Below are 14,898 nucleotides of genomic sequence, written 5' to 3'. Positions count from 1 at the left end.
ACAGTTATTAGACAAAATTTTAAAAATCCTTTTATTTTTTAATAAATTATAGTAATATATTAAGAAAGAACACGGATATAAAGGAGCTGCGTATGTTTATTCTTGAAAAAATAATTTCATTAACATTGTTGTCACCATTACCATTTATTTTAATTTTTATCTATATTGGATTAAAAAATATACTAAATAGAAGGATAAAATCAGGATTTCTTTTAATTTTTATTGGTGTGGGAACTTATTTAGGTACAAGTGACTTTTTTGTAGATAGATTTCTTTTTAAATTGGAAAGCGAGTACTCGACGATTTCCACAGTAAAGCTTCAGGAAGGAGATGTATACATCCTTTTAGGAGGGGGAATAGTGCCCAATAGTGCTGGAGGAAATGTGCCATCAGAAGGTGCCAATGCAAGAATAATTAAAACTGCACAGTTTTATAATAAGTATCCCAAAAAAATATATATCTCTGGTGGAAGCCCTCTTCAAAATAAAGAGAGTGAAAGCTCAGTATATAAAAGAGAACTGGTAGCTTTAGGAATACCATCTGAAAATATTGTAATAGAGGAAAAAAGCAGAAATACAAGAGAAAATGCTTTATATATAAGAAAGATGATGGAAGGATCAAAAGAGAAAAAAGCAGTTTTAATTACATCGGCATTTCACATTCCAAGAAGTGTAAAAACTTTTGATGATGGAGAGGGAGGATTAATATTTTATCCAGCTCCTTGTGATTTCATGGCTAAAAAAGAAGCTGAGAACTTCTTTGACTACATCCCTGAATACACTAATTTTAAAAAATTAGGAATACTCTTGAAAGAATACATTGGAATGTTGTATTATAGAATAAGATATTAAAAAAATAAAAGATACCAAGGGGGAAAAATGCTGGGAAGAGAAATTTATGTTCAAAGAAGAGAAGTACTTAAGAAAAAATTGGGAAAAGGAGTTGTGATTCTTCCAGGAAATAATGAATCACCTAGAAATTATAAAGATAACTGTTATTCTTTTGATCAGGATTCTACATTCCTTTATTATTTTGGAATGGATATTCCAAGCCTTGTTGGAGTAATAGATATAGATAATGATAAGGAATATATATTTGGAACAGATTTTACACTGGATGACATAGTATGGATGGGAGAACAGAAACTTCTTAAATCTTATGCAGAAGAGGCTGGAGTAGAAAATTTTATTGAAATGTCAGAGTTTGAAAAATTTGCAGCTCAATTAAAAGCAGATAAAAGAGAGGTTTTGTTAATACCTCAATATAAAGCAGACAATGTAATGAAATTAAGTAAAGCTTTAGGACTAGATCCATTTAAGTATGATGAGCATACATCTTTAGACTTGATAAAAGCTATTATAGAACAAAGAAATGTAAAATCACAGTTAGAGATAGATGAACTGGAAAAAGCTGTAAATATTACAAAAGAGATGCATCTTACTGCTATGAAAACTGTAAAGGTAGGAATGAAAGAATATGAAGTGGTAGCTGCTATTGAAGCTGTGGCAAAGAAATATTATGGATCAACTTCATTCTTTACTATATTTACTAAAAATGGACATATACTTCATAATCATGGATATGATAACACTGTAGAAGATGGAGACATGATTGTCCTTGACTGTGGAGCAAAGAGCAGAGAGGGATATTGTGGAGACATGACAACTGCTTTTCCTGTAAATGGAAAATACAGTGATAAGCAAAAAGATATGTATTCTTTATTGATAGAGATGTTTGAGAAAGCTGAAGAAATGGTAAGACCGGGAATAAACTACAAAGATGTACATTTAGCTGTGGCAAAAGTACTGACTGAAGGTATGATAAAAAGAGGATTGATGAAAGGAAATGCAGATGAAGCAGTGAAAGCTGGAGCTCATGCTGTATTTTTCCCACATGGATTAGGGCATATGCTGGGATTAGATGTACATGATATGGAAAATCTAGGAGAAGATTTAGTAGGATATGAAAGCTTCCCTAGAGATATGCAGTTTGGACTAAAATCTTTAAGACTTGCAAGAGTATTAAAAGAGGGATATGTATTTACTATTGAACCGGGAATTTATTTCATTCCTGAATTAGTAAAAAGATGGAAAGCAGCAGGAAAATTCATGGAATATTTAAACTATGAGAAAATAGAAGAATATTTCGGATTTGGTGGAATGAGATATGAAGGAGACTTTGTTATCACTGCTGATGGTGCTAGAAGATTAGGAGATAAAATGCCTAAATATTACAATGAAATTGAAGAGATAATGAAAAAATAAGGGTAAATATTAAGAAATAATCAAAATATATAATAAAGTCTGGAAGAGAGAATAAGGAAATCATTGATTTTTAAATTCTCTCTTTTATACATTAGTCTTTAGTGGCAGAGGAGGGATGTTATGAGAGCTGTATTTGGAGAAAAGGGAGATTTTGAAAGCTGGATAGAGCTTGTTAAACTTGTGAGCGGCAATTTCCCAGGCTTAGATTTGAAATGCTATAAAGATGTATTGATTGAAAAAATAGAAAAGAAAGAAACTCTGGTAGTGAAGGATGGAGAAAAGGTGGTAGGAGCTCTAGCTTTTTCATATGAAGAAAAAGAACTTAGCTTTTTAGCAGTACACCCTGAATATAGACAAGAAAATATAGGAACAGAACTTGTAAAAAAATTTGCTTCTCTATTTGAGGTAGGGACAAAGTTGTCTGTAATTACTTATCGAGATGGAGATATAAAGGGGGAGGGAGCTAGAAAATTATATAAAAAGGCTGGGTTCTCAGAGGGAGATATTATAACAGTGTTCGATTATCCCTGTCAAGAATTTATATATATTGTAAAATAAAAAATGAGGGTAACTTCTTATTAGAAATATAGTTTTAGACTTTTTAATTAGACAACTTAAAAATAGACATATGATTTTAGAATTTTCCAGTAGAAATATTTGTTATTAATTTTGTTCTTAAGTTCCACTGTTGCATCTCAGTAATTATAGCAGTTAAAATTCTAACTGCTTAATTACTGGAAACTCGCTTTGCTCAAACATACTGTTTTTTACGTTTTACTCACTTCATTAATTACACAAATGTTTCTAATTTCCAAATTCTTAAAATCTAATCTAGCTTTTTAGTCATCCAAGTTTCTAAAATTTAATCTAATTGTAGTTACCCTCATTTTATTTTAGAATAATATTTTCTTAACAGCAGGAACAGCAGAAGCTATAAGTCTTCCACGATTGAAACTGTATAATACTTCACTTTGTTTATTTAGTACATTATAGAAGTTATCATTATTTAATACTATAAAGCTGGCAGGATTTCCTTCCTTGATACCATAAGAACTTCCAAGGTGAAGAGTACGAGCTGCATTATGAGTAATAAGCTTGTAGCTGTTAAGAATTTCTTCATATCCCATCATTTGACACACATGAAGCCCCATATGTACCACAGTCATCATATTTCCATCTCCAAGAGGATACCAAGGGTCGAATATATCATCATGTCCCATAGAAACATTATTTCCGTTGGCAAGAAGTTCTTTCACACGAGTAACTCCACGACGTTTTGGATAAGTATCAAATCTACCCTGTAGATGAGTATTAACAAGAGGATTACACACAAAGTTAATATCACTCATTCCTAAAAGACGGAATAATTTGCTGCAATAAGCATTGTTGTAGCTATGCATAGCAGTAGTATGGCTGGCAGTTACCATATCTTTCATACCGCTTTCAAGAGCACGGCAAGCTAATACTTCCAGTCCTTTTGACTGCTCATCATCTATTTCATCACAATGTACATCTACTAGACGTCCATATTTTTCAGCAAGTTCCATACAAAAATTTACACTTTCAACAGCATATTCACGAGTAAATTCAAAATGAGGAATAGCTCCTACACAATCAGCACCCATTTTTACAGCATTTTCAAGAAGCTGTTTTCCATTTGGATAACTAAGAATTCCTTCTTGTGGGAAAGCAACTATTTGCAGATTTACAAAATCTTTAAGTTCTTCTTTAAGTTCCAGCATACCTTCCATTGCAATAAGAGTAGGATCTGTAACATCCACATGAGTACGTACATGTTGAATACCATTTGAAGCCTGCATTTTTATAGCACGACGAGCACGATCTTTTACATCTTCTTTGCTCAGTTTCTCTTTTCTCTTAGACCAGCATTCTATTCCTTCAAATAAAGTTCCAGACATATTCCATACTGGATCTCCAGCTGTAAGACATGTATCAAGATGTACATGGCTTTCTATAAATGGAGGAAAGGCTGATTTACCTGTGCAGTCTATGACCTCTTCTCCTGGAAGGGCTTCAAGAGATGGAGCAATAGTTTTGAATATTCCATCTTCTACACGGATATCAGAAGCAGTTTTACTATTTTCAATAAATATATTTTTGATAAGCATTGATTACCTCCTAGTATAATAATAGTTTCTGTTAATTGAAATACTTCTCTCAAATTAACAGATCTTAATTTTATCTTTCATTTTCTTTATTTTTCATTTCTCTATTAAAATTTTCTTCCCAATTTTCTTCAAGCATTTCTAAATTATTTATTATACTTCTTTTCACATTGTTATAGATGAATTTGATTCGGCTAATTACTTTTCTTTTTTATTAAGCATATTATCAAGGATTATAAATATTATACCAGAAGATACAAGAGAGTTTAAAGGTTTTATTCCCCAAGGAACAAATATTCCAATTAATGCTCCACATACAACAGCTAAGATACCAGCAAAGTTGAAGTCTTTGTATTTATAATTTTTATCTGTATATTCAGCTTTATGAGTGAAATAATGAAGAATAATAACTGCTCCAACTGGTGGAATCATACCACTCAATAGATTAAGGAATCCAACAAAATTATAATACAGCCATACAGCAGTTACAGTTCCTACTACTCCCCCTAAAAGCACCATTGGCTTCATTGGAACTTTAGTTATATTTGAAACTCCAAGTCCAGCAGTATAAAGTGCATTGTTGTTAGTAGTCCAGATATTAAGTCCCAAAGTTATTACCGCAGGAATAGCCAGCCCTTGAAGAATAAGGATATCAAAAATATCAGCAACTCCAGTAACAGCTCCCCCAACAGCACCAAATATCATCATAATAGAATTTCCAACAAAGAAAGCAACTACAGTTGCAACAACAGCTATTTTAGCACTTTTTGAAAAACGTGTAAAGTTAGGTGTTGCAGTACCTCCTGAGATAAAAGAACCAACAACGATAGCTATACCAGTGGCAAGGCTCAAAGGTGTTGCAGGATTCTCAGGGAAAATATTCATAAATCCACCAACTTTTGTTATTCCCCAATTTAATGAGAAAACTCCAAGCAGTGCAATTAGCGGAACAGCTATAGAACCTAATACTGCAAGAGCTTTTATACCATAATATGCAGTAAGAGTCATAACAATACCAGTAATGACAATAAGAAGCCATACAGGAATTCCAGTAAGTCCAGATACAGGAATAGCAAACATTGCAACTCCTACTCCAAACCATCCTATTTGTGTAAAGCTAATAAGTGCAGAAGATAAAAAAGAACCAGTTGTACCAAAAGAATGATGTCCAAGAAGATCAAGAGTGAGACCGGTTTTCTGTCCAATATACCCTAAAGTTCCACAGTATACCCCAAGAAATGCATTTCCAATAATCATGGCAGTGAAAAAGTTCATCATATTCATACCAATACCAAGATTTCCTCCAGCAGTCATACTAGGAGTAAAGAATGTAAATCCTACTAATACCACCATTGCTGCCCATAACCCCTGTGTCTTTTTTGAAGATGGAACAGCAGAAAGAGAATATTCAGAATCTTTTTCAATGTTTTTTTGATTGTTTAAGTTACTCATTTTCAGCTCCTCATATATATTATTTTGTTAAAAACTATATAAAAGTTAAAAATTAAGAAGGGATAAAGAATAAATATATACAAATATTAAACTTTATTTCAATGTAGGATTATATCAGAAAAATATAAAAAATTCAATGATATATTATATATTTAAAGGATATTAATTCTTAAAATAACATTAAAATTTTAAATTTATCCTTGACTAATCTTATATTAAATACTACAATTAAGTAGTACGTATTAAAGACGTTAAATAACTTTGGGCGGAAGAGATAATCAGATTAAAAATTTTAGAAAAGGGGAAAGTATGGAAAAGCTTCTTGCACAGTATAAGAGATTTGTAATATTTATTTTCGTATTTATATTTATTTCCATATCTTTGTTTCTGTATAATTCTATAAGAATAGTTATGAATGTTAATCATAGCAACAGCAGAATAATATATTTAGAGAGAAAGCAAGACTTTCTTAAAGAAAATGTAAATAAAATAATTGAGAGAATTGTTGAAATAGAAGAAGAGGTTAAAATAACTTCAGATATTTCCAAAGTAGAAATGAAAGAAACAGTTAAAGAAAAAATAAAAAATGAAATTCATCAGATAAAATTTGCCAGTGGACAATATATTGGAATAAAAGAAATACTAAATTATAATGGGGGAGAAAATTATGCTCTTCAGCATGTCCATCCTGATAATCTTATTAGTGGAAAAGATATATCGTTATCTACAAATATATTAGATTCCAATGGAAATAAAATGAATCAGATAGAATTGAATGGAATAAACAGCAAAGGAGAATTTTTCTACAAATATTATTTTAAAGAACTGAAAAGCGAAATAGTATCTGAAAAAATTGTTTTTGCAAAGCTGTATAAGGACTATAACTGGATAATTTCAATGGGATGTCCGCTAAAAGAGATAGATGAATATACTGCTATAGTAGATGATATAAATAAAAGTTTTTATATGGACCTGACTTTTAAAATGCTTATTGCCTTATCTCTATTTTTCTTTGCAGTATTCAGCATGTTGACAATATATAATCAAAAAATATCTAAAAAGGTAAAAGAAGAAACGGAAATAGATGTACTTACAGAGGCTCATAACAGAAGAGGAATGGAAAAGTACATGAATGATCTTTTTGAAAGATATAAAATAAACAGAAAATCTCCATTGATTCTCGTAATTGATGTGGATAATTTTAAAAAGATAAACGATACTTATGGTCATTATTTAGGAGATAATATATTAAAAAAAATAGTGGAAGGAATAAAAAACAGTATATCAAGTCAGGATATGCTGTTTAGAACAGGGGGAGATGAGTTTTTACTTATATGTCCTATTTCTCCATACATTGATATAAATCAATTTGGAAATGAACTTTTAAAAAGGCTGGAAGATATAGAATATGTGGTGGATGGAAAAAACTATAATGTCACAGTTTCTATAGGAGGAGCTTGTTTTGCAAAGAGTGATGATGAGTATTTAACAGCTGTAGAACGTGCTGACAGAGGATTGTATATAGCTAAGAAAAATGGAAAGAACCATTTTTATTTCTATGATGATAAAGCAATGGATTAAAAAAGAGGACAGCACCCTGCTATCCTCTTTTGGTTTATATACTTGTAAATTGATTTATAGAATTATTATAAATAAATCCATTATCTTTAAAGCGTGCGATAAGAGCTTCTTTATCCACTTCCTCATCTTCACACAGAGCATCAATAGATGAATAAAAATCCCTTAACTTCATATTCAGCATACTGTAAGCAATATTTATATCCATTGTAAGATAATTGTGTCTCATCCTTTTAACTCCTTTTTAAGCGTTTTTAATATTTCGTTTCTATCTAATGATTCAAGAGCATAGATTTTCTTTTCTATATCTCTATTCAATTCAATAATTTTTTCACTGGCTCCATTTTTTACCAGCTTATCTTCTAAGTGAGCTTTTGGACTGAAATCAAATTTTTCTTTCATAAGTTCACAATAAAGACTATAAAACTCCTTGTCATCTTTTGCTTTTTTCATTTGTTTTAACTTAGGATTAAAAGAACTTTTTAATATTTTTCTATCTAAGATAAGGAATATAATAATACCAGCCTCTAATAATGCAAGAATTATTACTCCTATCATGAGTCTGTTATCGGCCTTATTAATTTCTTCTATCTGTGAGTCTGGAATAGAAGAGATTGCTATTTTTTCTGCTGGTGTAGAAGGAGCAGTTACAGCAGCAGTGGTATTATTTACAGGTGGAGCAGCAGTAGTCATTGCTGGTGGAATAACTGCACCATTAGCTGTGCCTGTTACTTCTATTACTTTTGCAGGGACTTCAAATTCTTTGTATTTCTTCTCTGCTGTATCGAAATATGGAATATTAACAGCAGGAATAGTTACCTTCCCAGTTACTTTTGGAATAAAAGCTATATCAAAAGTTTTTTCAGTATAGTACTGTCCATTTACAATTTTTTCTCCGCTCTCTTTAGAACTTTCAAAAACATTAAAGTCTGGAATATTATTAGAAACTACTTTTTCAAGCATATCTAAATTAACATCTCCAGAAAGTTTTAAAGTAAGAACCACAGATTCTCCAAATTTTACTTTATCATTATTCCAAGAATAGTCTCCCTTTAATTCTCCTACAACATCTTGAAAACCAGCAGGTTTACCAGATGGAAGAGGAAGAATAGTAAGTTCCATCTCTTTAGAACCTAAATATACTGGGGTAGAAGTATTTCCAAATACAAAGCTGTCATTAGGACCACTTTCTGTTACAGCAGCATATCCTCCTTTTATTGATTTATTTCCAGAAGAATTAGCTTGCAGTATACCTTGATAAAGAATTACTTCTAATCCTCTTCTCCCATTTTCATCAGTGAAATATTTCTCAGTATACCCACCTCTGTTATTTACAGGAGTTATATCTTTTACAGAAAGATCACCAAAGTTTGGTCTGTCTATATATTGCAAATTTCTTAAAGGAACAGTTGTTAATAATTTTTCTTCAAATGGAATTTTTTGTCCAAAGTAAAAAGTATTTTTTTCTTTTAAGTTATCCTGAAGAGTCATTTTTCCTTCAACATTGACTTTTGCTTCTTTAGCAACATTTATATTTATAGAATTTGATGTTTCTTTTTTTCCATTCACCTTTAAAGTAAAGTTTCCTTCTTTAAGAGGAATAAGAGTATATATATCTGATTTTGAACTTGTAGATTTTCCATTTACTATGGAATAGCTTGATTGACTTCCTTTGGAAGCTATCTTAAAATTTTCTATTCCATCTATTGTATAATCTTTTTTGTCACTGTCTAAAAATTTTACCTGTAGAGATATAGGTTCATTTATAGATGGATCACTGTTGTTGACATCTAAGATTATTTCAGAGAATGTAAAACTGCTGATAAATAAAAACAGCAGTAAATTAAAAAGTTTTTTCATTTTTCACCTCTACCATCTATTATTTGAATTTCCAGTATCTATATTTATGACTCTTTCATTATTTTTAAAAGATTGTTTCTCGTTACCTTCCAATCTTTTTAAAATAGCTCTGACTTCTCCTTCTCTTACATCATCTTTAGAGTCTATAGGCTGTACCTCACCTTGAGGAATACTATTCTGTTTATCATTCTGATCTTTGTTTTGATCTTGCTTACCATTTTGTTTATCTTGATTCTGTTGATTTTGATTGTTTTGCTGATCCTGTTTATTATCCTGATCTTTGTTCTGGTCTTGTTTATCATTTTGCTTATCTTGATTCTGCTGATTTTGATTGTTCTGTTGATCCTGTTTATTATCCTGATCTTTGTTCTGGTCTTGCTTATCTTGATTCTGCTGATTTTGATTGTTCTGTTGATCCTGTTTGTTATCTTGATCTTTGTTCTGGTCTTGCTTATCTTGATTTTGTTGATTTTGATTGTTCTGTTGATCCTGTTTGTTATCTTGATCTTTATTTTGATCTTGCTTATCATTTTGCTTATCTTGATTTTGCTGATTTTCCTTGTTTTGTTGATCTTGTTTATTATCTTGATCTTTGTTTTGATCTTGCTTATCTTTTTGATTGTCTTGGTTTTGTTGATTTTGATTATTTAAATCTTCTATCTTCTTCAAAACTATCTCATAGTTCTTTTTAATATTAATATCACTAGAAGTTTTCATAGCAAGCTTGTATTCTTCAAGAGCAGCTTTGTAATTTTTTATAGCTTCTTCAGGATTTTGTTGTACCGCTTCATCTCCAAGGAAAGCATATGAGTTTCCTCTGATAAAATATTCTGTACTTGGAGTTTCAGTAATCTCTTTATACTTTTTTTCTTCATAAAGTGATTTTATGATATTATTTCTAACTTCATTACTTTCTTTTATTTTTAAAGATTTATTATATTCATCACGAGCTTCATCAAATTTTTTCTCTTTAAAGAAAGAGTTTCCTCTGCTGTTGTGATAATAAGCCTGTGTGCTGTTAAAGGAAGCAGCAAAGGCAACAAGCGAAAGTATAAGGATAACAAGGCATATTATTCTATTTTTCATCTTTTGCCCCTCCTTTTATGAAATAACCAAGAAGAATAAGAAGTATTCCAATACCTAAAGGTATTTGAAAGTATTTTTTATACACTTTCATGCTTTCATTTCTTTGATTTTTTCTTTCCAGATTAGCAGTATCTCTAAAGAAATTAGATGTATCATCCTTCAGATTATTTACTTCATAGTATTTTCCATTACTTTCTGAAGAAAGTTTTTTTAAGAAATCAGAATTAAGTTTGCTTATAACAGCTGATCCTTTTTGGTCTTTTATGAAACCGACTTTTTTTCCATTGACATATTCTGGAATTATAGTTCCTTCATCAGTACCAATACCTATTGAAAAAACATTCATCTTATTATCTTTTACAAATTTCAGAGACTTATCATCAAAATCTCCCCCATCTGATAGGACAATAATAGTTTTGTTGTCACTATTGATTTCTTTAAATGATTTCTCTGCAAGTTCCAGAGCCTGATAAAGTTCTGTCCCTCCTCCAGAGATCAAATTAGTGTCCAGAGCATTGATGTAGTTTTTACCAATGGAATAATCATCAGTAAGAGGCATCTGTATATATGCACTGTCAGAAAAAGGAATAAATCCAATTCTGTCCCCTTTCAAACCTTGAAGAAGATTTTCCAGAGTTCTCTTTGCTGCCTCCAGCCTGTTAGGATAAACATCCTCTGTCATCATAGACCTAGAAGTATCAATAAGGGCGTATATATTCAATCCTTTTACCTCAACAGTATCTTCATTCAGAAGTTCTTGAGGAGAAAGGAGAGCTATAACTACCATAAATGCACCTAAAGTCATAAGGATAGTTTTAATTATCTGTACAAAATTATATTTTTTTAGTTTAAGTATATCAAGTATCCTGTTTCTTTTACTCATACCAATTATCATAAAGAAGAGGATGAGAGCAGGAACTATTATATATACTGTGTACTTTATATTTCCAAATTCCAAGTTATTCACCTCTTATTATGGTATTCTGATGTAAAAAACATACTCAAAAAATATTCCTAAAACTAAAAGTATTAGAGAAAGTTTTAATAAATTTTCAAAGAGCTCATGTTTATCATAGAATGATCTTCCATCTATCTGTGTTTTTTCCAAGGCATCTATTTTATTAAAAATTTCTTTAAACTCTTTGCTGTCACTGGCTCTGAAATATTCTCCTCCAGTAGTTTCAGCTATACTTTTCAGCATATTTTCATCAAGTTCTGTATTTTTAACTGTTGTGTATCCAAAGAATGAAGGAACTTTTATTTCCTTTGCTCCAATACCGATTGTGTATATTTTTATACCAAGTTCCTTAGCTATATCAGCAGCAGCAGAGGGGCTCATTTCTCCTGAGTTGTTTTCTCCATCTGTCAAAAGTATTATGACCTTAGATTTAGCTTCAGAATCTTTTAATCTGTTTAGGGCCACTCCGATTCCCATACCAATAGCAGTTCTTGTATTGCTTGTTATATCATCAACAGTAAGCTTTCCTGTCATTTCCTTTATTACATTATGATCAAATGTAAGAGGAACTTTTGTATAGGCATCCCCACCAAAAACAATAAGGGCAAGTCTGTCATCAGTTCTTTTATCTATAAATTCACTGAGAACCTCTTTAGCTTTTTCCAGACGGTTTGGAGTAAAATCCTCTTGGAGCATAGATTGTGAAAGGTCCAAAGATATTGCAATATCAATTCCATCTTTCTTTACAATTCTATTTTCTGATAACAGCTGAGGTCTTGCCAGAGCAACTATCATCAATATCAATGAAAGAAGAATAAGATATTTTCCAATAAGATATTTTTTTGTTTTTAATTTAAAGTTTTTGATAGGTTCTATTCCGGGAACTTCAATACCTTGCTTCTTTCTTTTCATCAGAAAAAGAAAAAGGACAACAGGTATCAGAATAAGGAAGTATGGTGCTGCAAATTTAAACATTATTCTTTTACCTCCTTTATTTTTCCATATATTTCAAAAGCTTTTTCTTTACTCTGCTGGAAGTAGTCATCCCTGTCTTTAGAGAATTTATAATTATCCAGCCACTCAATAAATTGGATATCCTCATCATTGAGATTTTTCAATGGAAAGTAAATACCATTGATAAAATGAGAACCATATTTTTTGTCTATATATTCTCTGAGAGCATAGCTCATTTCGTAGAACCATTTATCCTCAGATAGCATATTCATTTCATTTTCAAATTTTTCTTCTGGAGTCAGATGTATAGTTTTATCTTTTTTTATTTTTATTCCAAGAAGAATAATCACAAGAGCTGCAATTCCAGCTGCTGTACTTATAACAGCTCCATATGGGAACTGGTGAAGAAATAAGTTTTTGTCGCTTTCATCAGAAAGATTTATGAATATCTCTTTATCATCAGGTGTTAAAACTGATTTTATATCAATAGTAACCTCTTTATTTCCTATATTTATTATATTTTCACCTGTTTTAAATCCTTTTACTGAAAGAATTACTGCACCATCTTTTCCATCTTTCATACTCTCTATGGAAAAATCTGTATTTTTAAATGAATCCATTATTTTTTCTTTAGATACACCTGTTATCTGTAAAGTTACTGTGTCTCCTATATTGATATCTTTTGCAGAGAGTGCAAAGGATAATGTTATAAAAAGAATGACTAATATTTTTTTCATAATGACCTCCTTCTCTTGAAAAAATTAGAAAGAGTAACAATATAGTCTTCATCAGTGTAAATGTTAAGTATATTTTTAGGGATATCTTCATTAAGTGCAATATCCTTATCAAAATTTTCTATTACTATCTCTTCTCCCGTTTCAGAATCTATCATGTTGAATATAGCTCCCTTAGGAAGTGTTTCATATTTTCTATCTGCTATTCTTATAGGAATAAGATCATGTTTTTGAGCTGTAATAGCCATGGATTTTTCATAACCTTTATCTATAAAGTCAGAGATTAAAAATACTATAGCTCTTCTTTTTGCTATTTTGTTTAGAAAATCAAGTGCTTTAGATATATCAGTTCTTTTACCTTGAGGTTCAAAGCTAAGGAGATTATCCAGTATGACAAGAGAATGATTTCTCCCTTTTTTCAAAGGAATGAACTTTTCTATTTTATCTGTAAATAGAACTGCTCCCACCTTGTCACTATTTTTATTGGCACTGAATGCAAGACTTCCCACTAATTGACACAACAGATCTTTTTTAGCATAAAAGCTGTTTGACTTGGAAATGTCAATAAGAAGGAAAATAGCAAGCTCTCTTTCTTCAGTAAATTCCTTTACATAAGTTTTTCTCTGCCTTGCACTAACTTTCCAGTCTATTTTCTTAACATCATCTCCAGGGGCATATCTTCTTATATCAGAGAATTCCATTCCATTTCCCTTGAAATATGAACGATATTTTCCTGCAAATAATTCATCAGCAAGTATGGAAGAAGCTATTTCTATTTTTTTTATTTTTTTTAGAATTTCTGCTCTGTTCATAACTCCTCCTGTTCAGACTATGGCAGTTCAACTATTTCAAGTATATCTGTAATGATATCTTCTGCTTTTTTCCCTTCAGCTTCTGCCTCATATGTAAGTATCATTCTGTGACGAAGTACATCAAAGATGACTCTTTTTATATCCTGAGGGATGACATAATCTCTTCCTTCCAGAAAAGCATTTGCTTTGGCAGATACGACAAGGGCTATAGAAGCTCTTGGAGATGCTCCACAGGCAATATAGTTATTAGTTTCTCTAGTTTTAAATACAATATCAAGGATATAGTCCATAAGCTTTTCATCTATATGAATTTCTCTTATAATCTGTTTGATTTTTTCTATTTTATCCTTGTTTAATATTTCATTTATCTGAATAGAATCAAAATCAGATACAGAAGTAAGAAGTTTAAGCATATCTTTTTCCTCTGCTTTTGTAGGATATTCAATTTTTACTTTCATTAAAAATCTATCCTGCTGTGCTTCAGGAAGAGGATAAGTTCCATCCTGTTCAATAGGGTTTTGTGTAGCAAGAACAATAAATGGTCTGTCCAGCTTAAATGTTTCACTGGCTATTGTGATTTGTTTTTCCTGCATAGCTTCAAGCAATGCTGACTGTACTTTGGCAGGAGCTCTGTTTATTTCATCTGCAAGTACTATATTTGCAAAGATAGGCCCTTTCTTAGTATAGAAGTCCCCAGTTTTTTCATTATATATTTCAGTTCCTATAATGTCACTGGGAAGTAAATCTGGTGTGAACTGTATTCTTGCAAATTTTAAACCCAAAGTTTGAGCTAAAGTATTTACAGTTAGAGATTTTGCTAATCCTGGAAGTCCTTCCAGAAGGATGTGGTTGCCAGTAAGAATACCAATAAGGATTTTTCTTACCATATCCTCTTGTCCAATTATCTTTTTTTCAATTTCTTTCTTCAGAGAGATAATATTCTCTCTTTCAATTTCAATTTGTTCTTTTAGATTTTCCATGATGCCTCCTTGTTGAGTGTTTCTATTATTTATATTAATAAGTTATAAAGCGAATCCTTTTTTACAACAATATATTAGACGAAGAAAAACACTA

14 protein-coding genes are annotated in these 14,898 nt (G+C 31.1%); 4 read left to right on the top strand and 10 right to left on the bottom strand.

The window, feature by feature from the left end; all coding sequences use genetic code 11:
* The first annotated feature begins 92 nt into the window (after positions 1-92).
* The 3 genes from C4N20_RS14445 (at position 93) to C4N20_RS14435 (ending at position 2,822) form a co-directional block, all read left to right on the top strand.
* Entirely contained in the window at positions 93-851 is a 759-nt protein-coding gene (locus C4N20_RS14445) for a YdcF family protein (protein ID WP_005977350.1), read from the top strand.
* Between the two features lie 27 nt (positions 852-878).
* The gene (locus tag C4N20_RS14440) at positions 879-2,264 is read left to right on the top strand and encodes an aminopeptidase P family protein (protein WP_005977352.1); all 1,386 of its coding nucleotides are present in this window, start codon (positions 879-881) and stop codon (positions 2,262-2,264) included.
* Between the two features lie 120 nt (positions 2,265-2,384).
* Entirely contained in the window at positions 2,385-2,822 is a 438-nt protein-coding gene (locus C4N20_RS14435; protein ID WP_005977353.1) for a GNAT family N-acetyltransferase, read from the top strand.
* Between the two features lie 335 nt (positions 2,823-3,157).
* On the opposite strand, the gene codA is transcribed toward C4N20_RS14435, so the two are convergent.
* Together codA and codB are read right to left on the bottom strand one after the other, a co-directional pair.
* Positions 3,158-4,393, bottom strand: a complete 1,236-nt coding sequence (gene codA, locus C4N20_RS14430) for a cytosine deaminase (RefSeq protein WP_005977354.1) — start codon at positions 4,391-4,393, stop codon at positions 3,158-3,160.
* A gap of 195 nt (positions 4,394-4,588) precedes the next feature.
* Complete coding sequence (gene codB, locus C4N20_RS14425; protein WP_005977355.1) at positions 4,589-5,842, bottom strand: cytosine permease; 1,254 nt, start codon at positions 5,840-5,842, stop codon at positions 4,589-4,591.
* 309 nt (positions 5,843-6,151) lie between these two features.
* On the opposite strand from codB, the gene C4N20_RS14420 reads away from it, so the two are divergent.
* On the top strand, positions 6,152-7,423 hold the full coding sequence (locus C4N20_RS14420; protein WP_005977356.1) for a sensor domain-containing diguanylate cyclase: 1,272 nt from the start codon (positions 6,152-6,154) through the stop codon (positions 7,421-7,423).
* A gap of 34 nt (positions 7,424-7,457) precedes the next feature.
* Here C4N20_RS14420 and C4N20_RS14415 read toward each other — a convergent pair whose 3' ends face one another.
* Genes C4N20_RS14415 through C4N20_RS14380 form a run of 8 tightly spaced genes read right to left on the bottom strand, consistent with a single transcriptional unit; the run spans position 7,458 to position 14,804 of the window.
* On the bottom strand, positions 7,458-7,649 hold the full coding sequence (locus C4N20_RS14415) for a DUF4250 domain-containing protein (protein ID WP_005977357.1): 192 nt from the start codon (positions 7,647-7,649) through the stop codon (positions 7,458-7,460).
* The gene (locus C4N20_RS14410) at positions 7,646-9,280 is read right to left on the bottom strand and encodes a BatD family protein (protein ID WP_005977358.1); all 1,635 of its coding nucleotides are present in this window, start codon (positions 9,278-9,280) and stop codon (positions 7,646-7,648) included. The genes C4N20_RS14415 and C4N20_RS14410 overlap by 4 nt, the downstream gene beginning before the upstream one ends.
* A 9-nt stretch (positions 9,281-9,289) precedes the next feature.
* Positions 9,290-10,366 (bottom strand): tetratricopeptide repeat protein, encoded by a 1,077-nt coding sequence (locus tag C4N20_RS14405; protein ID WP_005977359.1) that lies wholly within the window; start codon positions 10,364-10,366, stop codon positions 9,290-9,292.
* A complete protein-coding gene (locus C4N20_RS14400; protein ID WP_231940507.1) occupies positions 10,356-11,333 on the bottom strand; it encodes a vWA domain-containing protein in 978 nt (325 codons plus the stop codon). The genes C4N20_RS14405 and C4N20_RS14400 overlap by 11 nt, the downstream gene beginning before the upstream one ends.
* Positions 11,334-11,339: 6 nt before the next feature.
* Positions 11,340-12,299, bottom strand: coding sequence for a vWA domain-containing protein (locus C4N20_RS14395; RefSeq protein ID WP_005977361.1), 960 nt, complete (start codon positions 12,297-12,299; stop codon positions 11,340-11,342).
* Positions 12,299-13,015 carry a hypothetical protein gene (locus C4N20_RS14390; protein ID WP_005977362.1) on the bottom strand — a complete coding sequence of 239 codons (717 nt, stop codon included), beginning with the start codon at positions 13,013-13,015 and terminating at the stop codon, positions 12,299-12,301. Before C4N20_RS14390 ends, C4N20_RS14395 begins: the two co-directional genes overlap by 1 nt.
* Entirely contained in the window at positions 13,012-13,824 is an 813-nt protein-coding gene (locus C4N20_RS14385) for a DUF58 domain-containing protein (RefSeq protein ID WP_005977363.1), read from the bottom strand. Before C4N20_RS14385 ends, C4N20_RS14390 begins: the two co-directional genes overlap by 4 nt.
* Positions 13,825-13,841: 17 nt before the next feature.
* A complete protein-coding gene (locus C4N20_RS14380; RefSeq protein ID WP_005977364.1) occupies positions 13,842-14,804 on the bottom strand; it encodes an AAA family ATPase in 963 nt (320 codons plus the stop codon).
* Positions 14,805-14,898 lie beyond the last annotated feature (94 nt).

This window comes from Fusobacterium ulcerans (assembly GCF_003019675.1).
GTDB classification, from domain to species: domain Bacteria; phylum Fusobacteriota; class Fusobacteriia; order Fusobacteriales; family Fusobacteriaceae; genus Fusobacterium_A; species Fusobacterium_A ulcerans.
Note: the sequence above shows the minus strand (reverse complement) of the source record. Positions and strands in the feature narration are given on the sequence as shown.